The sequence below is a fragment of the Tolypothrix sp. VBCCA 56010 genome, assembly GCF_050875635.1.
GTDB lineage: Bacteria > Cyanobacteriota > Cyanobacteriia > Cyanobacteriales > Nostocaceae > Hassallia.
The window spans coordinates 1-20,212 of sequence record NZ_JBPAOH010000104.1 but is presented as its reverse complement, the minus strand read 5'-3'; the positions used below and the strand labels follow the sequence as shown (position 1 = coordinate 20,212).

The 20,212-nt window shown below is 42.9% G+C and carries 23 protein-coding genes; 11 read left to right on the top strand and 12 right to left on the bottom strand.

The window, feature by feature from the left end; all coding sequences use genetic code 11:
• Positions 1–56: 56 nt before the first annotated feature.
• Positions 57–764, top strand: coding sequence for a photosystem II biogenesis protein Psp29 (gene psb29 / locus AABK37_RS27840; RefSeq protein WP_432554739.1), 708 nt, complete (start codon positions 57–59; stop codon positions 762–764).
• A gap of 389 nt (positions 765–1,153) precedes the next feature.
• Here psb29 and AABK37_RS27835 read toward each other — a convergent pair whose 3' ends face one another.
• Both AABK37_RS27835 and AABK37_RS27830 read right to left on the bottom strand, forming a co-directional pair.
• Positions 1,154–1,837: a biopolymer transporter ExbD gene (locus AABK37_RS27835; RefSeq protein ID WP_432554738.1), complete on the bottom strand. Its 684-nt coding sequence runs from the start codon at positions 1,835–1,837 to the stop codon at positions 1,154–1,156.
• Between the two features lie 33 nt (positions 1,838–1,870).
• Positions 1,871–2,656, bottom strand: a complete 786-nt coding sequence (locus AABK37_RS27830; protein WP_432554737.1) for a MotA/TolQ/ExbB proton channel family protein — start codon at positions 2,654–2,656, stop codon at positions 1,871–1,873.
• A gap of 216 nt (positions 2,657–2,872) precedes the next feature.
• Between AABK37_RS27830 and AABK37_RS27825 the strand changes: the two genes are divergently transcribed.
• Positions 2,873–3,187 (top strand): YkvA family protein, encoded by a 315-nt coding sequence (locus AABK37_RS27825; RefSeq protein WP_432554736.1) that lies wholly within the window; start codon positions 2,873–2,875, stop codon positions 3,185–3,187.
• Positions 3,188–3,337: 150 nt separating this feature from the next.
• Positions 3,338–4,141, top strand: coding sequence for a sugar phosphate nucleotidyltransferase (locus tag AABK37_RS27820; RefSeq protein ID WP_432554735.1), 804 nt, complete (start codon positions 3,338–3,340; stop codon positions 4,139–4,141).
• Positions 4,142–4,191: 50 nt separating this feature from the next.
• Here the strand turns inward: AABK37_RS27820 and AABK37_RS27815 are convergent, their stop codons facing one another.
• From AABK37_RS27815 to glpX, 5 genes are all read right to left on the bottom strand, one after another.
• Positions 4,192–4,776: a metalloregulator ArsR/SmtB family transcription factor gene (locus tag AABK37_RS27815; protein ID WP_432554734.1), complete on the bottom strand. Its 585-nt coding sequence runs from the start codon at positions 4,774–4,776 to the stop codon at positions 4,192–4,194.
• Between the two features lie 225 nt (positions 4,777–5,001).
• Positions 5,002–5,592 carry a metalloregulator ArsR/SmtB family transcription factor gene (locus tag AABK37_RS27810; protein ID WP_432554733.1) on the bottom strand — a complete coding sequence of 197 codons (591 nt, stop codon included), beginning with the start codon at positions 5,590–5,592 and terminating at the stop codon, positions 5,002–5,004.
• 66 nt (positions 5,593–5,658) lie between these two features.
• Positions 5,659–8,673: a UPF0182 family protein gene (locus tag AABK37_RS27805; RefSeq protein WP_432554732.1), complete on the bottom strand. Its 3,015-nt coding sequence runs from the start codon at positions 8,671–8,673 to the stop codon at positions 5,659–5,661.
• A gap of 58 nt (positions 8,674–8,731) precedes the next feature.
• The gene (locus AABK37_RS27800) at positions 8,732–10,018 is read right to left on the bottom strand and encodes a glutamyl-tRNA reductase (RefSeq protein WP_432554731.1); all 1,287 of its coding nucleotides are present in this window, start codon (positions 10,016–10,018) and stop codon (positions 8,732–8,734) included.
• Positions 10,019–10,201: 183 nt separating this feature from the next.
• Positions 10,202–11,239 (bottom strand): class II fructose-bisphosphatase, encoded by a 1,038-nt coding sequence (gene glpX / locus AABK37_RS27795; RefSeq protein ID WP_432554730.1) that lies wholly within the window; start codon positions 11,237–11,239, stop codon positions 10,202–10,204.
• Between the two features lie 432 nt (positions 11,240–11,671).
• Here glpX and AABK37_RS27790 point away from each other — a divergent pair, with 432 nt between their 5' ends.
• From AABK37_RS27790 to grxD, 7 genes are all read left to right on the top strand, one after another.
• A complete protein-coding gene (locus tag AABK37_RS27790) occupies positions 11,672–12,367 on the top strand; it encodes an SAM-dependent methyltransferase (RefSeq protein ID WP_432554729.1) in 696 nt (231 codons plus the stop codon).
• Between the two features lie 48 nt (positions 12,368–12,415).
• Positions 12,416–12,730 (top strand): glutaredoxin 3, encoded by a 315-nt coding sequence (gene grxC, locus AABK37_RS27785; protein WP_432554728.1) that lies wholly within the window; start codon positions 12,416–12,418, stop codon positions 12,728–12,730.
• A 106-nt stretch (positions 12,731–12,836) separates the two neighbouring features.
• Positions 12,837–13,322, top strand: coding sequence for a nucleoside deaminase (locus tag AABK37_RS27780; protein WP_432554750.1), 486 nt, complete (start codon positions 12,837–12,839; stop codon positions 13,320–13,322).
• A gap of 114 nt (positions 13,323–13,436) precedes the next feature.
• Positions 13,437–14,204: a lysophospholipid acyltransferase family protein gene (locus tag AABK37_RS27775; protein ID WP_432554749.1), complete on the top strand. Its 768-nt coding sequence runs from the start codon at positions 13,437–13,439 to the stop codon at positions 14,202–14,204.
• Between the two features lie 308 nt (positions 14,205–14,512).
• The gene (locus AABK37_RS27770; RefSeq protein ID WP_432554727.1) at positions 14,513–15,148 is read left to right on the top strand and encodes a hypothetical protein; all 636 of its coding nucleotides are present in this window, start codon (positions 14,513–14,515) and stop codon (positions 15,146–15,148) included.
• A 212-nt stretch (positions 15,149–15,360) separates the two neighbouring features.
• Positions 15,361–15,618, top strand: a complete 258-nt coding sequence (locus AABK37_RS27765; protein WP_432554748.1) for a BolA family protein — start codon at positions 15,361–15,363, stop codon at positions 15,616–15,618.
• A 129-nt stretch (positions 15,619–15,747) separates the two neighbouring features.
• Positions 15,748–16,071, top strand: coding sequence for a Grx4 family monothiol glutaredoxin (grxD, locus tag AABK37_RS27760; RefSeq protein ID WP_039743774.1), 324 nt, complete (start codon positions 15,748–15,750; stop codon positions 16,069–16,071).
• 302 nt (positions 16,072–16,373) lie between these two features.
• On the opposite strand, the gene AABK37_RS27755 is transcribed toward grxD, so the two are convergent.
• The gene (locus AABK37_RS27755; RefSeq protein ID WP_089130495.1) at positions 16,374–16,628 is read right to left on the bottom strand and encodes a DUF6761 family protein; all 255 of its coding nucleotides are present in this window, start codon (positions 16,626–16,628) and stop codon (positions 16,374–16,376) included.
• Positions 16,629–17,193: 565 nt separating this feature from the next.
• Here AABK37_RS27755 and AABK37_RS27750 point away from each other — a divergent pair.
• Positions 17,194–17,985, top strand: coding sequence for a response regulator (locus AABK37_RS27750; protein WP_039743778.1), 792 nt, complete (start codon positions 17,194–17,196; stop codon positions 17,983–17,985).
• A gap of 107 nt (positions 17,986–18,092) precedes the next feature.
• On the opposite strand, the gene AABK37_RS27745 is transcribed toward AABK37_RS27750, so the two are convergent.
• The 4 genes from AABK37_RS27745 to AABK37_RS27730 all read right to left on the bottom strand — a co-directional run.
• Positions 18,093–18,860, bottom strand: a complete 768-nt coding sequence (locus tag AABK37_RS27745; RefSeq protein WP_432554726.1) for an ABC transporter ATP-binding protein — start codon at positions 18,858–18,860, stop codon at positions 18,093–18,095.
• A 71-nt stretch (positions 18,861–18,931) separates the two neighbouring features.
• A complete protein-coding gene (locus AABK37_RS27740) occupies positions 18,932–19,495 on the bottom strand; it encodes a hypothetical protein (RefSeq protein WP_432554725.1) in 564 nt (187 codons plus the stop codon).
• A 67-nt stretch (positions 19,496–19,562) separates the two neighbouring features.
• On the bottom strand, positions 19,563–20,024 hold the full coding sequence (locus AABK37_RS27735) for a DUF4079 domain-containing protein (protein WP_432554747.1): 462 nt from the start codon (positions 20,022–20,024) through the stop codon (positions 19,563–19,565).
• 1 nt (position 20,025) lies between these two features.
• Positions 20,026–20,212, bottom strand: a 187-nt coding sequence (locus AABK37_RS27730) for a hypothetical protein (protein ID WP_432554724.1), incomplete at its 5' end; no start/stop codon positions are given.

The following is a 20,212-nucleotide window of genomic DNA, read 5'->3' as shown; positions in this document are numbered from 1 at the left end:
GGCAAAGTTGCCGTGAAGCGAGAGAATAAAGATACGTCGCCCAAAAGATTTTCTTTGTGAATAACGTCCGTACTGTCTCTGATACTAAGCGAACATTCTATAACCGCCACACGCGCCCGATAAATACTATTTATCGTCGAGTGGTGGAAGAACTGATGGTAGAAATGCATCTGCTGTCAGTAAATGCCGATTTTAGCTACGATCCAATTTATGCCTTGGGCGTCGTCACTACATTCGACCGCTTCATGCAAGGCTATCTGCCAGAACAAGATAAAGAGTCAATTTTTAATGCCCTGTGTCAGGCTATAGAGGAAGATCCGCAACGTTACAGACAAGATGCACACCGTTTGCAAGCTTTAGCGCAAAGCTGTGCGTCCAAAGATTTAATTGGGTGGTTAAGCCAAACGACTCCTACGGATCGAGATGCTGACTTAGCTGAACAACTCGTACGGATCGCTAACAATCCTAATTTTAAATATAGCCGTTTGTTTGCGATCGGTTTATTTTCTTTATTAGAACTGTCAGATCCAGAATTAGTCAAAGATGAAAAACAGCGCACTGAAGCACTGAAAAGCGTTGCTAGTGGCTTACATTTATCTAATGACAAACTCACTAAAGATTTGGATTTATACCGTTCTAATCTAGATAAAATGGCGCAAGCACTAGTAGTTATGGCAGATATGCTTTCAGCCGATCGCAAAAAACGCGAACAACGTTTACAGCAATCAACCACTAAAGTTACTCCTCCATCTATCAACGAATAATTAATAGTTAGAAGTTAGGAGTTAAAAGTGATGAGTTATGATTTATGAGTTATGAGTTAAGAGTTATTAATAATTTTCAACTCCTAATTCCTAACTCCTAGCTTTTAACTCCTAACTCTTAACTTTTAATTCCTAATTCCTAACTCCTAACTTTATACCCTTAATAAAAAGATATTTGAATCTTAAGTAGTTATCTGTAAGTTAGCAGGAATTTTTGCCAAGCAAGATTAATTCTGTATATCTTTAGGTTTTGGGAAAAGGGAAGATGAAAGGAGATGAGGAGACAAACTCCCCTTGTCCCCTTGTCTCCCTTGTCCTGTGGACACGTTCCACGGGCGGGGGGGAACCCCCGCACAGAAGTGTCCTCCCCTTGTCCCCAATAACCCCTCTCACCTTTTAGCAGGCGCGGGAGTTGCTTGTTTTGCGGGCACTTGGGGGGCTGGCACTTGGGGGAAAATCGGCGAAACGCCATTGGGGGCAGGATTAAACCCTTGCCCGGGCAAAGGCTGAATAGGCGCATTTGGGGGTAGATTGAAATTCGGGTTGGTTTGTGGATTAATCGGAGCAACTGGCGCGGTATTTGGTACAGGTGCAGCACCGGGATTAACACCGAAAGGAGGGATAACAGGTGGCGATGAGAAAGTAGGTTGAACTACAAAAGAGATTTGAGTACCCCCCTGTTGTCTCCATAAATCTACCATCTCCATAACATCGTTATAAGCCGTTGACTTAGTAACTTTCAACGCCAAAATACCATTAGGATTTTGCTTGAGATAATTTTTGTAACTCTCCGCTAATTGCTCTCGTTTTATTGTTTGTCCATCTAGGGAAGTTTGACCGATCGCATCGATACCCAAAGTTAATATCTGCCCTTGAGACTGTAGTTGTGCATTTGAAGTATTAGGTAGTGGTGTACCTGTTTTAGCTTCGGGCAAATTAACATTAATCGCTTCTTGTCGAGTGAATTGCAAAGCCGCCAAAATAAAAAATGTCAGGATACAAAAAATGACATCAATTAAGGGAATGATTTGAATTTGGACTTCTTCAACTGGAGTATGCAGGTTAACTTTCATCGTCTTATTTTCACACCTTACTTGAATTATTGACTATTGCTCTGGATCTGATGAATGTGAATCAGATTCGGTTGGTGGGGGGGGAGGAACTTCCGAAAATTTGTTTCTACCTCTTTTGCGGGGTGCAGAGAACTTTTCCCGTGAAGAATCTCGCTCTCGACCGGGTGGCAGCGCTTTTTCTAGTGGATTATTGCTAAAATCAGGCGGTGACTGCCGATAAAGCAATTCCATATCATTCCCCGCTTTGCGAAAGACTTTAACTTGGTTAACGAGAAAACCTTGAAATAAACGGTAAAATGCCAGACTAACGATCGCCACACTCAGACCAGCCGCTGTAGCAATTAACGCTTCTCCAATACCAGTAGTCACCCCCGCTGTCGATGCGGTTCCCAAATCGCCAATCCGAATAGATCGCAAAGCCTGAATCAAACCCAAAACCGTACCCAACAATCCTAATAATGGCGCAAGGGCAATTACAGCTTCTAAAAGTTTTTCCCCCCGACGCATCCCTGCTAATTCGTCTTCTGCGCTTGCTTCCAGCGCCAGTCTAAACGTTTCCGTGTCGGTTTTGGGCAAGTTTAAGGGCGCAAAAAGAAAGCGTCCTATAGGCTGAGATGTCGCTTGTCTGGCAATATCTCTAGCTGTTACCCAATTTTCACAGGCTGCATCCAGCACGCGATCGACTATTTCCTTTTCCTGCGTTAATATTCTTAACCAAAACCACAAACGCTCGAAAATCACGCTTAAAGACAGAACCGACAGGGCAAGCAAAGGCCACATCGCCGGTCCGCCCTTGTGTATCAAATCTAAAATATCCACTATTTTCGGTTTCCTCCATTTATTCTGCGTGCAACTATCCCAAAGCATTTTAATTTTAAAGATTAATGCACCACAGCCAAGACTTGTGTTAACTATCACTTGATAGAATTTGGTCTTACTTGAGAGTAGGTCTTCACTCACTAATTAGGGCGGTTATTCCCACAGGAAGTTTAGGGCATAATTTGCCAAAATTAAAGTTAACTGGAGGTCTAAAACATGAACTTCTCAATTCAAGCAGTTTACAACTGGTATCGTAATTTACTTCGTAACCCCAAATACCGCTGGTGGGTTATTTTGGGAACGCTGCTTTATTTTGTTAGCCCCTTTGATGTGCTGCCAGATTTCTTTCCAATTGTGGGAGAACTGGATGATGTTTTCCTTTTGACACTACTAGTTACGGAAATGTCCCAAGTAGTGATTGAAGGTTTTAAAGCCCGTAAGGGTGATGTAGATACCACAGCGGCTAATACTGCTGAGACTTCTACCTCTAACGCCGACACTATTGATGTTGATGCTGTCTCTGTCAAGTAGTTACCGTTTAGAAATAAAACTTAATCAACTTTCTTTTCCCTCTGTTCACAATTTCCCTTCGTGAGTAGAGGGATATTCGTAGTAAGCTTATCGTTTAAAAAGAAAGCGCAAAGAGCGCTTACTACGTAAAAAATTAAATTTTAATTACTTATGAATAATAGCGATCGCTCACAAAAGCCGCATATCATTGGATTGTTACCGGCAGGTGGACACGCAACCCGGATTTCACCTTTACCAGTAAGTAAAGAATTATATCCGATTGGCTTTCGGTGTGTAGGTGATGAATTCAACTTACGACCAAAAGTCGTTTGTCACTATCTGCTAGAAAAAATGCAACTCGCAGGAATTGATAAGGCTTATTTTATATTGCGATCGGGTAAATGGGACATTCCTGCCTATTTTGGCGATGGTGAGATGCTTTCGATGAATTTGGGCTATTTAATTATGAATTTGCCTTATGGTGTCCCCTTCACTTTAGATCAGGCTTATCCGTTTGTCGGTGATGCGTTGGTAGCTTTGGGTTTTCCTGATATTATCTTTCAGCCGGAAGATGCTTTTAAATTAATTATTGCACGCCAACAGGCAAGTGATGCCGATGTGGTTTTGGGATTATTCCCCACAGATAAACCGCAGAAAGCTGGTATGGTTGAGTTCGATGATACAGGTAGAGTCCGTTTAATTATCGAAAAACCTCCGCAGTCAAATTTGCAATATATGTGGGGTATTGCTGTTTGGAAATCAACTTTTACAGAGTTTTTGCATCAATATCTGATTACTCTTAACGCTTACAGCAACTTATCAAAGTTACCAGAAATACCCATTGGCGATGTAATTCAGGCTGCTATTCAACAAGGTTTTCACGTAGAAGCCGAAGCATTTCCCGATGGTACTTATTTGGATATTGGCACACCTGATGATTTAGTGCGGGCAGTGCGCGAGCTTTACGGCTTGTAACAATAATTTATCGTAGAGACGTTCCGGACGGAACGTCTCTACAAAGGTTTTCATAATCCAAGCTGACGCCAATAAACTCCATTTTCTCGCTGCATCAATTGATAGCCAATCAATTCTCGTCGCAACGTAGCGCAGTCGGGGTGGTAGCGCTTGAGAATTTCATTTACCTTCGGTTCTGGGTAGTTGACTCCCATTTCAAAGTTGTTTGCTAACCACTTAAGAATGACTAAGCGTTTTTTGCGACTTGCAGGAATTTCTTTTAGACGTGGGTGGGAGTTGGTGCGATCGCTCGATATATAATTTTTCAATACTTTGTTTGACGACACTTGAGTTTCCTCATCCTCAACCACAGAAGCCATCTCAACAGATGTAAAAATCTCCTTGCTGATGCTTTGTAAAATTTCGCTATCAAGTTTGTATAACTGAGTATTACTTGAGGAGCGCATTTTTACTAAGTTCAGTTCGTTTAATTTCGTTAAATGATGGGATATCGTTGGTTCTTTGAGATGCAGTAGCATCGCCAATTCTTCCACACTGCACTCGTGGTTAGCCAAAATACCCACAATCTTTAACCTACTATCGTCCGCCAACGCTTTGAAAAAGCGCAGCAAAATCTGAAATGATTCTTTTTGCATTTTTAAGTCCTAATTAGATATACATCTAATTAGAAGTATATCTAATTAGCTCTGCCTTTGCCATAAACTAGATACAAACTGTACACGCCGAGTCAAACTCAAGCTTGGGTGTAAGATAATAGATATTAGGACTTACGCAAAAATAATTGTAAGGCACATTATACAGTCGCGGTAATTCATGAATTACCGCTACTTACGATGTCTGCGTGCGTAAGTCCTAAATATTTACGGTGGTGTCAAGCGCCAATAGACTGAATTTTCTCGCTGCATTAACTGATAGCCAATGAACTCTCGGCGTAAAGTAGCGCAGTCAGGATGGTAGCGCTTGAGAATTTCATTCACCTCTGGTTCTGAATATTTGACTCCCATCTCAAATTTGCTTACCAACCACTTGAGAATTACTAAGCGTTTTTTACGGCTTGCAGGAATTTCTTTCAGACGATGCACAGACTCATTGTTAAAAACATCACCCTCTAGATAGGTTTTTAATACTTTGTTTGCCCACGCTTCATTATCAACATCCTCAACCAAGGATGCTATTTTCTCAGGTGTGAAAATTTCCTTACTAATGCTTTGCAAAGCTTCGCTATCTAACTGATACAGGTGGCTGTTACCCTCAGAACGCATAGTTACTAAATTGAGTTCCTTGAGTTTCGTTAAATGATGCGATACAGTCGGTTCTTTCAGTTGCAATAACGCTGCTAATTCTTCAACGCTACACTCCTGATTTGCCAAAATACCCAAAATCTTCAATCGGCTTTCGTCTGCTAAAGCTTTGAAAAATTGTAATAATGTCTGAAATTGTTCTTTTTTCATAATTGGGGACTTGTAGTAAGCGCAGAGAGCGCTTATTTAAGCGCTCTTCTCGCTTACTACGAATTACTACTCCACAGGACGGACGATCGCAGGTGTATTTGGAGTCTTAGACTGGAAAACGGCATCTATTGCCTTTTGTAAAGTTTCTGCCATAACGATGCGGTTTTGGTAAACTACAATTACCCTAACTAAAGTTGGCAGGCTATTTTGTTCGGCTTCTAAATACAGAGGTTCAACGTACAGAAGAGATTGCTCAATCGGAATTACTAACAAATTACCCTGAATCGCTCGCGAACCGGCGCGATTCCACAAAGAAATCTGCTGAGAAATCACCGGATCTTGGTTAATCAAAGCTTCTATTTGTTCTTGTCCATAAATGAGTTGCTGTTTGGGAAACTCATAAAGTAGTAACTTACCGTATTCTTCTTGATCGGAACGCGCAGCCAACCAAGCGATTAAGTTAGCGCGTTGAGTTGGTGTAAAAGGAAGCAGCAAAATAAACTCTTCTGTGGCAGCGGTTGGCAGCTTCATAATTAGATAATAAGGCTCCACGGGACGCGGTTCGCTTCCATAAATCTCGGTGGGTATCTGCCACAAATCTTCGCGGTTGTAAAATACCTGTGGATCAATCATGTGATAAGCTAGCAAACGTTCAGATTGAATGCTGAACAAATCCACCGGATAGCGGATATGACTTTTGAGAGCATTTGGCATCACAGAAAGAGGTTTTAACAGGTTGGGAAAAATAGCCGCTAAAGTGTTGATAATTGGGTCTTGTGGATCGGCAACGTAGAAGTTAACAGTGCCATTATAGGCATCAATAACGACTTTTACAGAGTTGCGGATGTAGTTAAATTTATTTTTTCCTGGGTCGGAATAAGGATAGCGATCGCTTGTAGTGTAAGCATCCAAAATCCAGTAAAGATAAGTTTTTTCTCCTATACTATTAGTTCCACCCGCATCCGCTGCAACTAAATAAGGATCGCTATCGTAACGTAAAAAAGGAGCGATCGCCCGAACTCTTTCTAAAATATTGCGCCGAAACAACAACTTCGTTTCCGTCTGAAAATTTCGCGCCAGCAGCATTTGCCAATCTTTTAGATACTCAGCAAATAACAACCGTCGCCACCTAGCACCAATCGCTATTCCACCGCGTCCATCATACACGTTATACACATTCTCGCTGCCGCTGGGATAGTCCAACTCTCGGTTGGTTGTCCCTGTCATTACATAAGTATTAGTAATTTCACCATAATAAATTCGCGGTTCACCAATCGGAATACTTGCCCGAATTGCTTCATTCGATATCTGCAAAGAACCTTTACTGCGATCGACTCCAATATCCTTAACGTAATAATCGGGTAAGCCGCCAGAAACTACAGTATTTACCGGACTAAGTGTAAAGCCGTAACCGTGGGTATAAACTAAATGTTTATTTACCCAAGTCTGCGCCTGCTGCGGAACCGCCGTATAATCTAGTTCCCGCGCCGCAATAATCGTCTGTTGCTTCTCAGTCAAACCTTGAGCATTCAGCTTTCCAGCTTCCCCCTCTCCCCCTTGTCCCCCCTGTCCCCCTTGTCCCCCCTCTCCCCCACTCCCCCCCTCCTTCTTCAGGGTATAGCGGTCAATATCAGCACCTGGGAACTTGTAATAAGGTCGAATTTGTTGTAATTGACGGTTGGTTTCTAGCAATGGACGTGTATCCCACAAACGAATATTGCGAATCGTCTGGTCATTTTCTTGCAAAATCGCCGCTGTTAGTTCACCTTTGGGGTCAAAAGTTCGCGCTTCAATGTTATTTAAATTAAATGCCTGTCGAGTATGTTCAATCGTGCGCTGAATGTATGGACGTTCGCGGGCGAGTTCATTCGGTTGAACGATGAAGCGTTGAACTGCCGAAGGTAATATTTTACCAGAAATTGCCGCTATTATTAAATAAATTCCTAAAGCGTAAATCAGTTGACGCGGGTAAGGAACCGATTTGAAGCTGGTTTTTTTCGCTTTGGATAAAACTATTACTCGCAATAGCAGGTAAATGGCGATCGCCACTGCTAAAAAACTCAACCAGGTGTAAATTGGTAACTGTATTTCGACAGCGGTGTAACTAGCGCCATAGTTTACACTATCAGTAGAATATAAAAGGTGGTAGCGCTGCAAGTAATAATGAAAAGCGATCGCTAACATCACTAAGCTAGTTAAAGCGTTTAAATGCAGTCGCTGCGATACAGAAAAGCCTTTAAATCTACCTTCACTCAGACTATTTCCTGATAGCAAATAAATTAATGCTACTGATGCTGTGCTGTATAAAAGTAGTCCTAACAACCAAGATGCTAACAAGTCCCAAATAGGTAGAGAGAAGACATAAAAGTTAATATCTTTGTGAAATAATGGCTCAGTTTGTTGAAAATTAGTGCTATGGAAATACTGTAGAAATTTATCCCAGCGTGCCGAAAGCAGAAAACCGAAAAGTAAACTGATGAGTAAGGCGATCGCATTTAAGCAAAACTGGTAATTACTCAAAATCGCAATTGTTAACCCCAGCAGCAATATAAGTGCTGAGTTTTGAGTGCCGAGTTTTGAGTAAAAAGAACTCAGTAGAGACTTTTCTAAAAAATGCCAAAAGTTCAGGGTTTCCTGACAATAGTAAATCAAAATCAATCCTACCAGCGCACTCAGTCCTAACACCACCGGTAAGAGAAAACGCAAACTCAGTTTTGGGGGAGTGGGGAGTGGGGAGTGGGGAGTGGGGAGTGGGGGAGTTAGGAGTGAGGAGTTAGGAGTTAGGAGTTCTCCCCCTTGTCCCCCTTGTCCCCCTTGTCCCCATTGTCCCCCTTGTCCCCCTTGTCCCCCACTCCCCCTCTCCCCCACTCCCCGATTGGCTATAGCCAAGTTAAACAGCAAAAAACCTGCGGAAGTGAAAAAAGCGATCGCGCACAACCCCAGTTGCGTCAACAAGCGCAACCAGAATACTTGTAAATATCCAACTTCATCAAACCAAAGAATTTCTGCTGCTAGGTGTGAGGCTAAATCAAATAACAGCCACAAACCCAGCAGTACAAATACTCTAAAAGTACGTTTCATCTTGCTGATTTTGGATTGATTTCTATCTTAAATTTTCCATCCAAAATCTCAAATCAGTTTAACTAAACTGCTCACCTGCATCTAAATTAAACAACATTTGCAGAGTTTGCATACAACGGCGTCTCGCATCAACATCTTGTTGAGCGCGTAACTGCACCATCGGGTCGTGTAAAATTTTATTAACAATTCCTCGTGTTAGAGCCTCGATGATTTCCTGATGTTTGTCGCCGAATTCTGAACCCAATCGCGATAAAGCTTTTTCTAATTCTTGTTCGCGAATGGTTTCGATTTTATTCCGCAGACAGCTGATGGTTGTGACAGTTTCTAAACTGCGCCACCAAATATCAAAGGCTTCCACTTCTTCGTCTAGTAAAACTTCTGCCTCCTGCGCCATCTTGCGACGGCTTTCGTAGTTTTGCGCCACCACCGCCTTCAAATCATCCACATTGAACGCTTGTACGTTTTCCACCTCATTCACGTCCGCATGGACGTTACGAGGCACGGAAATATCAAATAACATTAAAGGCTGGTTCGGTGCTAAAACCATTTCTAATTTAGCGCGGTCAAGTATCGGCTCGGTCGCAGAAGTACTTGTAAACACTAAATCACTATCGGCAATCACTGATATCATTGCCGACATGGGATGAATTTGAATATTTTGGTCGGGATACTGCCGTGCCAATTCTGCGGCACGTTCGATAGAGCGATTTAAAATGCAAATTTTCGCAGCACCTTTCGAGATTAAGTGTTGCACAAGTAACCGTGACATTTTCCCAGCACCGAGAATTGCTACTCGACAAGCCGCTAAATTTTGCACTTTCATTTGTGCTAGTTCTACAGCTGCCGAACTGATAGAGACTGCACCAGTACCAATGCTAGTTTCAGTCCGAACCCGCTTGCCTGCTGTTAGGGCTTGTTTAAATAATCGATTCAAAATCGTTTTAATACCGTTATATTGCTGTCCCAGTTTGTGAGTATGCTTCACCTGAGCCAGAATTTGCCCTTCTCCCAGCACCAGACTATCTAAACCTGCTGAAACCCGCATCAGATGCATTACCGCATCTTGGTGCAGCAACATAAACAAGTGTTGTCGCAGAGATGCAGCAGGCAACTTGCTGTATTCAGAAAGAAACTGATTAACTTCTCGAATACCCTGTTCGGTTTCTGGGGTAACGATGTAAATTTCCAGACGGTTACAAGTGCTGAGGATTGCGACTTCTTGAATATGAGGATAGCTAGCTAAGTGAGCGATCGCGCTTTCAGTTTGTGGTTCTGGAATACTCAGCTTTTCCCGGACTTCTACTGGGGCTGTTTTATGGCTTAACCCCACCACTGCTATATGCATATGTTAAATCGTAATTGCTAAATGGGGATTGGGAAATGGGGCATGGGGCATGGGGCAATGGGCAATGGGCAATGGGCATGGGCAATGGGCAATGGGCATTGCGAATTAGATTCGGGAAAAATTCTTTTTATGCCCCATGCCCCATGCCCCATGCCCCATGCCCAATACCCAATTCCCTAATCCCTAATGCAGTTGCACAACCTTAGAATCGCCAGACATGTGAATCGTATCCACAAAACGAGCTGTTTTTGACTGGCTGGAAATAACTAAGCTTTGAGTTCTTGCCCCACCGTGGAAGAAGCGAACACCTTGCATTAAGTTACCACTTGTGATACCGCAAGCAGCGAACAGCACAGTTTCACCAGATGCCAGTTCATGAGCATCGTAGACCTTATCCAGGTCAGTGATACCCATAGAATTCATCCGCTCAATGTTGGCTTGTTTGCTTTCACCAATCAAACCTGTTTTCACTACTTCTGGATCGTAGATCAATTGACCTTGAAAGTGTCCACCCATAGCACGCATTGCAGCGGCGGATATTACACCTTCAGGAGCCGCGCCAATACCCATTAAACAATGAATGTTAGTGCCGGCAAAACCACAGGATACGGCTGCACCCACGTCACCATCGGAAATTAATTGCACTCTCGCGCCGGCATCGCGGATTTCTTTAATCAAATCGTTGTGGCGTTCGCGCTTCATGACTACTACCACAAGTTCCTCAATAGAGCGGTCTAGACACTCAGAGAGAATCTTCAGGTTTTCCGTTGCTGACTTGTTGATGTCTACTTTGCCCTTTGCGGCTGGAGGTGCTGCTAGTTTCTTCATGTAGAAGTCAGGTGCAGCAAATAATCCACCTTTTTGGGAAATTGCCAAGACAGCCATCGAACCGGGTTGTCCGTAAGCTACCAGGTTAGTACCTTCGCAGGGGTCAACAGCGATATCAATTTCTACTAATTCATCTGGGTTACAGAAGTCTTTGGCATCTTCACGAGAGCAGATACCTACTTCTTCCCCGATATACAGCATCGGGGCATCATCGCGTTCGCCTTCGCCGATAACGATGCGACCGCGCATGTAAATCTTGTTCATCCGTTCCCGCATGGCTTCTACAGCCACTTGGTCAGCGGTGTTTTTTTCGCCCTTGCCCATCCAACGTGCGGAGGCGATCGCCGCTTGTTCAACAACTTCAATAATTTCTAAACCAAGTGTATTTTCCACAAATGCCCTCTAAGATTGCTTGACTTTGCGTAGTTTTATCAATGATTTCAGTTTTCAAGTCTACCAAAGGGCGGATACACCTGGAAAATAGTCTTGACTTGCTTCTGTGTTAAGTTTTGCTGCTAAATGTTTTATACCTGTCAAAATTGGCACTTGTGGGTACTTATATTTTGAGTGTTGAAGGAACTTCAGCAATAAGCGCGATCGCGCCAACTTCTGCTACCAAGTATTTTTGTTCAATCGAAAGCCGCTTTATAAATACAAAAGCTGCACCCAGCAGAAATTTCCCAGCGAGATAACATTCAATTCCCGAATGTTTATATTACGCATGATTATAAGTATAGTGACGAAATCTGTCTTGATTTACTGATAATCTTATCAGTAATGAATTTTTAAATCATAAATCATTTTTATCAAGAGGTAGAAACACCCGTGGGTTTAAAACTTGAAAAAGTCGTCCCTTGGGGACGTTCGATGACGGAATATGTCAGAATGTTTCACCTGAAAGGTTCTGACCTCAACTTAAAAATTATTGATTGTGCTGGAGGTCCTGCCAGCTTCAACGCCGAAATGAATAGTCAAGGATATCAAGTAGTTTCTTGCGATCCAATTTATCAGTTCTCCGTCAGCGAGATTGCCAAACGCATTCAACAGACCTATTCGTTGATTATGAATGGAATTGAGAACAATCAACACAACTACCTTTGGATAGAGATTGAATCTCCGGCAAAGTTAGGCGAAATTCGCATGGCAGCAATGCATCAGTTTTTAGAAGATTTTCCCACAGGATTAGAGGAAAAACGCTATTTAACCGATGGTTTGCCTGTGCTACCATTTCAGGCAAATCAGTTTGAATTGGCGTTGTGTTCTCATTTTTTGTTTACCTATTCTGACCAATTTTCCGCAGAATTTCATATAGAGGCGATCGCCGAAATGTGTCGAGTCGCCAAAGAAGCCAGAATTTTTCCTCTATTAAACATCTCCGGCGAACCCTCCCCTTTATTACATCCAGTACTGAGCGAATTACAACAGCAGGGATATGTAGTTGAAATCAAGCAAGTACCTTATGAATTTCAACGTGGTGGAAATCTACTTTTGCGCGTTTGTCAAGCAAAACACGTTAATTAGCTAATAGTTAAGCTAGAAAAAAATTACCAAAATCCATAACATAAAAATATGCTGAACTTTCTCAACCCCCTTTTAGGTCGCCACCCAGAACGAGTTAAGGCAAACGTGGAAATTTACACCTGGCAAACTTGCCCTTATTGCATCCGTGCCAAGATGCTGCTGTGGTGGAAAGGTGTCAACTTCACCGAATACAAAATCGACGGTGACGAAGCAGCCAGAGCGAAAATGGCTGAACGTGCCAACGGGCGCCGTAGCGTACCGCAGATTTTTATCAATAATCAGCACATTGGCGGCTGTGATGACATTTATCAGCTAGATACCCAAGGTCAACTTGATACTCTTCTCACCCAAGTTGCTGTTTAGGGCATGGGGCATTGGGCAATGGGCAATGGGCAATGGGAATAAAACCAAATCTCTTTCTATGCCCCATACCCCATGCCCCATGCCCTATGCCCCTTTAAATAAGAATATGTTAACTGAATACTCAGAATATCTTATACATAGACAATGGATGACTCATGCTCTAGAATTCGCACAAGCAGCAGGTAATGCGGGAGAAGTTCCCGTAGGCGCTGTTATAATTGATTCATTTGGAAACTTGATTGCAGGGGGTGAAAATCGAAAAGAACGCGACAAAGACCCCACAGCTCATGCAGAAATTATCGCCATTAGGTCAGCTGCGAAAATCTTGCAAAGCTGGCGTCTCAACGAATGCACTCTCTACGTAACTTTAGAACCTTGCCCGATGTGTGCGGGTGCTATTGTACAAGCACGTTTAGGACTTCTTGTCTATAGCGTGGACGATCCAAAAACTGGCTCAATTCGTACCGTTGCTAACATACCTGATAGCGCCGCTTCTAATCACCGCTTGCGTGTAATCGCAGGCATTGAAGAGTCTAAGAGTCGTCAACAGTTGCAAACCTGGTTTGAAGTGCGTCGAAGTAGCAAAATCTAACGGACAGAGGTAAAACTGTCCGGTAGGTGTGACACAAATTAAAAAAGAGAATCTACGGTGTATCTAACATAGCTTTGATGACAATTGACCCGACAATCAGCAGCCACCGTGATGATGGAACTTCACACTTCCGCTAATATTTGCCAGAAAACATCTGCCAATTCACAAACAATTGCTAAATTGGCTCCTACGACCTCTCAAGTTTCTCCTTGGTTAACTCCCTTGGCGTATGTGTTAGGGCGTCATTTCCTTTTACCGTTCTTCTTTCGTCAAATCAGGATCGTCGGCGAAGAACATATGCCCACCACGGGTCCAATTATCCTCGCTCCCACCCATCGGGCACGTTGGGATGCATTGCTAGTACCCTACGCTGCTAGTTGCTGTGTGGCAGGTCGAGATTTGCGTTTCATGGTAACAATCAGTGAATGTCAAGGGTTTCAAGGCTGGTTTGTCAGACGTTTAGGTGGGTTTCCTGTAGATCCTAAACGCCCGTCAATTAGCACTTTGCGGCACGGTGTTGAACTACTCCAGCAAGGAAAAACCTTGGTTATTTTTCCCGAAGGTGGGATTTATCGTGATGGTGAAGTTCACCCATTAAAGCCGGGAATTGCACGTTTGGCTTTGAGTGCTGAATCTAGTCACCCAGGACTGGGGGTGAAAATTGTCCCGATCAATATTAATTACAGCCAACCTTATCCGAACTGGGGTACGGATGTTAGCATCCATATTGGTTCCCCGCTATCAGTAGCAGATTACACTCATGGTTGCGTGAAACAAGATGCTAAACGCCTGACAGGTGATTTAGCAAAAATGCTGCAACAATTAAGCCATCACGAATCAGAGATAATTAATCACAGATTTGCTGAAGTTCCTAATTCTTAGTCATATGTTATGAATTCGAGCATTGGGTAATGGGTAATGGGTAATGGGTAATGGGCAATGGGCAATGGGCAATGGGTAATGGGTAATTTCAGGAGTAAATTTCCCCTTGTCTCCTTGTCTCCTTGTCTCCTTGTCTCCCAGTCCCCAGTCCCCTATACGGTGGCGTGCGGGAACTCGATTACACCAATGTTTAGTCTAAAACAAAGAAACTTAGTATGTAGCTTTGCTTTTATCAGAGACCAAAACAGAGTTAAGATACCCGAAGTTTCCATACTTATTGTGTGTAATTGTCGCGCCAATTTATAAGAATGAACTTTGCTGCAATTCCTTTAATTCGCTTCACTTGTTTATCATTCCTAGCAACCCTCAGCTTGCTATCGCCTGTGAATGCCCAGGTAATCAAGTTACCAAGCAATCCTAACCAAGCACAACCTATCAACCCCGACGACCCGAACAATCTCCGTCCTACTGCACCAAATGGTACCTTTTTAAGCATTGAGGGGGGCAAGCGTCTGATGAGTGAGGCAAGTAGTGCAGTTGGTTCTCAAAACTATGCTACTGCTGCGAAGAAACTCCAGGAAGCACGTCAGGTTTTTAACCAGCTATCTAATTTTTATCAAGACTTGAATTCTAGCTTTTCGGGAATTGATAACAGAATTTCTGATTCCCTACGAAAAAAGGCGCTAGAAACTGCTCAAATGCGAGATGAATCCACCTATCAGCTAGCGCTGGTACATCGGGCGCAAAATCAACCAGAATTAGCTGTGCCTTTGCTGGTTCAGATTATTCGCTCTCAAAACCCAACGCGAGAATTAGGTAAGAAGGCTTACCAGCAGTTATTAGAGTTAGGTTTTGTGGATTCTCCTTATCCTCGCACTGGTAGTAGTTCACCCTCCTCCCCCTCTCCCCGCACTGGTAATAGTTCCTCTTCTCCCAAAAAATAAAAACTCTTTTTTCGTTAATTATTCTTTTCTCCTCATCGCCCTCTCCTGAACCGCCAATGCTAGGATGGGGTTATGTGCCATGACATGGCGTTCTTAAAAAGTGGGCGATCGCTTTGGGCGTGTGCTAACCATTGCTAAAATCTTATATTGGCAAAGGTAAGCGACAGGTATTTGTTGTTAATAATAGAAACAGAAGTTTTTCAGGAATGGCGATGATTAGTCCGCAGCAAGTTGAGGCAATGATTAAGGCGGAACTGCCAGATGCCCAAGTTCAGGTGCAAGACTTGACTGGTGGTGGAGACCACTATCAAGTCACTGTAGTTTCATCGCAGTTTGCAGGCAAGGGGCTGGTGCAACAACATCAGTTAATTTATCGTGCTTTGCAGCAAGCCATGTCAAATGATTCAATTCATGCCTTAGCACTCAAAACGTATACTCCTGAGTCTTGGCAGACAACAGCCGCTTCGTAAAGTTAGGAGTTATCAGTTATCAGTTAGGAGTTATGAGTTGAAAAAAGATTTTTACTTCCTCACTCCTTATTTCTGACTCCTAAGTTTTTATTCCTCACTCTTGAACCCATAATAGGAAACCGAAAGAACATGACACCAGAAGTTAAAGATAAAATTGACAACTTGGTAAGCCAAAACAAGATTATGGTTTTCATGAAGGGAACCAAGTTGATGCCTCAGTGCGGTTTCTCCAACAATGTTGTACAGATTCTCAATACTTTGGGAGTTCCCTTTGAGACGCTTGACATTCTCGCTGACCCAGAAATCCGTCAGGGAATTAAAGAATATTCTAATTGGCCCACAATTCCCCAAGTCTATATTGATGGTCAATTCGTCGGCGGTTCTGATATTTTGATTGAATTGTACCAAAAAGGCGAATTGCAGCAAATGGTGGAAGTTGCTTTAGCTTCGTAAACCAAAACGTCTTTGGTATGTGTGATGCGTATGAGGCGATCGCTTTTTATTTGGCAGCAGTCTCATACCCCTGGATTTAAACGCGAAAGCGATCGCGTTGCCGAGTACTTAACCATTGCGGAACGCGCTTGTTCTAAAATTCCTTCAGCCTTATGTGGGCTTACCACACAAGACTGAAGGAATATTTTTTCTCAATACAATTTGTGCCATCCAGACCAATATTGCCCATTGACCAATGCCGATAATATGTTATAATTATCAGCGTTGATTAACGGTTACTAACGATTAGCTTTAAAAGGGTATTAGTAGTAATCGTGTTGTCGTTCTGGCTCGGGTTGGGTCATGACAAAGTTTGAGCCATCGTACAAGTAGCGGCTGGCTTCCTCCTCTAAACGATGAATCAAATAAGGTTCAATAGTGTTACTATGTCGCAGGGCGGCTAGATATCCATCCAAATACATCCGCATATCATCCGTCCGATAACCGCGATTCCATAGCTCGACGAAGGCGTCGGTAAGTCTTTGGTAGTAGCGAATGGTTTGTGTGTCTTGAAGCATAACTGAGGATAGAAATCTCTTTGGAATGAGAATTGTAAATGATTCACATGCAAATGTGAAGTCTTACTTTCAGGTTGACATCAAATTGAAGATGATAACTCTACTTTGGGGATCACTACCTATTGGCTACAGTCTAACTAGATCCTATTCCAGAAAAAGCAGAATCGGATTGCCAGTTTAGTATTCTTATGATTTTCTCTCAAAGTAGTTCGACTTGAGTGAGGGGTGTAAGCATTTATTTCATCTGCCAAATGGAATACTTCTTCATATTTGTGCTGAAAGAGAGCTTTGGTAAGGGTTAGCTTATTTGCTGAGATGAGAGTTTGTCAATAGCAACCAGCACAGAAAGCAAGATGTTTAACTTAGAAGATTTTACTTTCCCGGAATTCTAACAAAAATTTAAGAAGATTACCAATTCACCTTTGCCAAGGCATAAATTACCTACTTGTCAACTTTTTTATTAGAAAAAGTTATGCTAATCGCAATGGAGGTAACAAGGGCTACAAAACCTTAGACATTGGCTTTGTTACTTTGAAAGTCATCGACGCTAAGGGGTATTGCCACCGTGGGATCGGTTTGTATTGAAATCATAGAGGGAAATCCCCATCTGAGGTCGTTGCTGGGTTGGCACTTGCAACAACTAGAGTATCGCGTGCATCAAGCCGCCAGTATTTATCAAGCAAGGGAAGTTTTTATCAGCCAACAACCAACACTAATTATTCTTGATGCCGATTTGCCTGATGGCGATGGCATTGAGTTTTGCCGTTGGTTGCACCGTCAGCAACAACCTTTAATTTTAATGCTATCTGCCCGGACTAATGAAGCTGATATCGTCGCTGGTTTGAAAGCTGGGGCAGATGACTATCTCAGCAAACCTTTTGGGATGCAAGAGTTTCTAGCGCGGGTAGAGGCACTAATTCGCCGCAGACGCGCACCTGTAGCGCCAGCTTATCTCGATTATGGCTCTATCCAAATCGATTTAGTGCAGCGTCGCGTCCGCTTTCAAGGCGAATTTATCGATTTAACACCGCAAGAGTTCAGTTTACTGTATGTTTTGGCGCAAGCAGGCGGAGTACCTTTAAGTAGGACAGAATTGCTACGTCGCGCTTGGCCCGATGCGATTGACAACCCACGTACTATTGATACTCACGTTTTATCACTACGGAAAAAAGTTGAACTCGATCCTCGACAACCCAGTTTGATTCAAACTATCCGCAATGTTGGATATCGCTTTAACATGGAAATTATAAACGCCAACCCGCCACAATCACAAGCAAAGTTAGCGAAAGAGAGATTTACTAATCAACGTTCAACTCTTAGCAGTCAAGTTTCAGAAGGAGAGGTGGTTACTGGATAGTGGATGGTGGATGGTGGATAGTAGATAGTGGGTAGTGGATAGTGATAAATCTTAACAACTAGCAACCAACAACTAACAAATAACAACCAACAACTAACAACCAACACCTAACTCCATTCTTCATCTGCTTGAATTTGTGCTTGTGTCAAACTTTGACGTAAGTTAACCCAGTCTACCTCTAGGGCTTTTTGATTTGCTAACAAGCGACCTTGCTGTAGGTGTAATAAGCGGGTACAAGACATCTGAGCTAACTCTAATTGGTGATTTACCATGAGAATGGTGGTTTGATGACTTTGAGTTAACTGGGTTAAGACTTGCATTAAACGCTCTGCCGTGGCAATGTCTAAAGAAGATGTTGGCTCGTCTAATAATAAAATTTTCGGTTGGATAACTAAAGCACGAGCGATCGCTATTAATTGTCTTTGTCCTGCCGAAAGTTGTACCTCAGTTTTTCCTAACCAATCATTGGGAATGTGCAGTTGTTCTATCCAGTAACTGACACGTTGCTGAATTGTCTGTTTGGCGAAACCACGCAAAACTAACGGGTAAGCTAACGCTTCTGTCACTGTCATTCCCAATAATTTGGTTTCTTGCGGTACGAGTGTCACATTAGCGCGTAACTCTAAGATGGGAATTTGCCGATATTCCTGATTTTCAAGATAGATTTTACCGCTACTCGGTTCATCAAGGCGGTTGATGAGGCGTAATAATGAAGTTTTGCCCGCACCAGTCAGCCCGATAATCGCAATAAATTCGCTTTTCGTAACCTCAAAGGAAATATCTTGTAATATAGGATATCCTTGTTGGTTGTTTTTAAGGGTTTTCAGTTTGGCAAATAGATTTACTTGCTCTAGCTTTAGTTTGGGATTATCCAAGTGCAAATTCGGTAGGTATCAATTCTTCTTTATCTCACGCAAAGGAGCAAAGGCGCAAAGGTTAAGAAAATTTAACTTAAGCTACTCAATGTCAAGGCTGTGGTGATAGTCCAAGCATCAACTAATAGTAAGAAGAATGTAGATATAAGTAAGGCTAAGTACATCCACGGTTGTGCTAGAGGGTAGACATCTGTGGTGTCAATGCCGGTTTTTGCTTGTACTTGGCGGACTAATTGGGCAAATCCTGCCACGCGCATCGGTAGTAAATAAGCTTTGCCGTCTTGACTGAGGAAGTAATAAACTAAACCTCCTTGCCCTGTGGTACGGGGTTTTAATTCTTTGACTTGCGACCAAGGTAAAGACCAACCTTTACGAAAGAAGCGGGGAACCCAAACGGGGTAAGTAACTTGAATTCCTTGGTCGTCTAAAATTACTCTTTCGGTTAAGACTGCATACAAGGCAACAAAACCGATGCTGATTCCTACCCACAATAATGCTGGGGGTATGGGTGAGGCTGTTGCTTTGGATAAAAAAGGTAATGGTGCTGTGAGGGCTATATAGAGGCTTAACAGGGTGATGCGAATTAAGGGAGAAAGACGAAAAATGAAAGTTGAGGTATCAGTTGATGCTGTCACGGCTGAAATAGCGATCGCTTGCTTTTATTACATACTAACGAAATGATTCAGCTAGAAAGTCAAACGATTACGGTAAATACTTTTGCACTACAATCCAACCGGTTAGGGATACCCAAGCAAAGCCGATAAATAAAATAATATTCGTCCCGATGTGTAAAGGTCTAGCCCAAGATTTTCTCGCGCTAATTTGGGTTGCACTAAAACCAGATACTAAAACTAACGCTACGACTATCAAACCAGCTAATAAGTGTGAGGAGTGTCCTAAAGAACCAAAGTGACCGAAAGTTCCTACAATGCCGATCGCCAACAGCAGCATCACTAAACTTACCATGCAGCAACCGATGAGAAAGTGGAGATCGCGCACTTTTTGATTTTCCCTCCCAAACGCTGACATAAAAGACAGATGTCGGGAAGTTCTCATCTGAAACATCAAAACCCCAGTTACCGCAAGCAACAAATAAGCCAACAGCGATAACCCCATTGACCAAGCTGCTATTTTCCACAACCAAACGAAAGAAGGCAGATCCATATTAAGGATTGTAGATGAAATTAGGGCATGGGGCATTGGGCATTGGGAATAGGTAATAGGTAATAGGTAATAGAAAGAAATTGTCCCCCTTGTCCACGCCAGTCGCCTCAACGGAGGGAACCTCCGCACGGCGCTGGCTCCCCTTGTCCACGCCAGTCGCCTCAACGGAGGGAACCTCCGCACGGCGC

Bases quoted from the DNA above. Each gene is read 5' to 3' on its own strand.
- grxD (WP_039743774.1), top strand. From the start codon at position 15,748: ATGACACCAGAAGTTAAAGATAAAATTGACAACTTGGTAAGCCAAAAC.
- AABK37_RS27815 (WP_432554734.1), bottom strand. From the start codon at position 4,776: ATGCAAAAAGAATCATTTCAGATTTTGCTGCGCTTTTTCAAAGCGTTG.
- AABK37_RS27735 (WP_432554747.1), bottom strand. From the start codon at position 20,024: ATGGATCTGCCTTCTTTCGTTTGGTTGTGGAAAATAGCAGCTTGGTCA.
- AABK37_RS27825 (WP_432554736.1), top strand. From the start codon at position 2,873: ATGAACTTCTCAATTCAAGCAGTTTACAACTGGTATCGTAATTTACTT.
- AABK37_RS27770 (WP_432554727.1), top strand. From the start codon at position 14,513: ATGAACTTTGCTGCAATTCCTTTAATTCGCTTCACTTGTTTATCATTC.
- AABK37_RS27810 (WP_432554733.1), bottom strand. From the start codon at position 5,592: ATGAAAAAAGAACAATTTCAGACATTATTACAATTTTTCAAAGCTTTA.
- AABK37_RS27775 (WP_432554749.1), top strand. From the start codon at position 13,437: ATGGAACTTCACACTTCCGCTAATATTTGCCAGAAAACATCTGCCAAT.
- AABK37_RS27780 (WP_432554750.1), top strand. From the start codon at position 12,837: ATGTTAACTGAATACTCAGAATATCTTATACATAGACAATGGATGACT.
- AABK37_RS27805 (WP_432554732.1), bottom strand. From the start codon at position 8,673: ATGAAACGTACTTTTAGAGTATTTGTACTGCTGGGTTTGTGGCTGTTA.
- grxC (WP_432554728.1), top strand. From the start codon at position 12,416: ATGCTGAACTTTCTCAACCCCCTTTTAGGTCGCCACCCAGAACGAGTT.
- AABK37_RS27800 (WP_432554731.1), bottom strand. From the start codon at position 10,018: ATGCATATAGCAGTGGTGGGGTTAAGCCATAAAACAGCCCCAGTAGAA.
- AABK37_RS27835 (WP_432554738.1), bottom strand. From the start codon at position 1,837: ATGAAAGTTAACCTGCATACTCCAGTTGAAGAAGTCCAAATTCAAATC.
- AABK37_RS27765 (WP_432554748.1), top strand. From the start codon at position 15,361: ATGATTAGTCCGCAGCAAGTTGAGGCAATGATTAAGGCGGAACTGCCA.
- AABK37_RS27755 (WP_089130495.1), bottom strand. From the start codon at position 16,628: ATGCTTCAAGACACACAAACCATTCGCTACTACCAAAGACTTACCGAC.
- AABK37_RS27820 (WP_432554735.1), top strand. From the start codon at position 3,338: ATGAATAATAGCGATCGCTCACAAAAGCCGCATATCATTGGATTGTTA.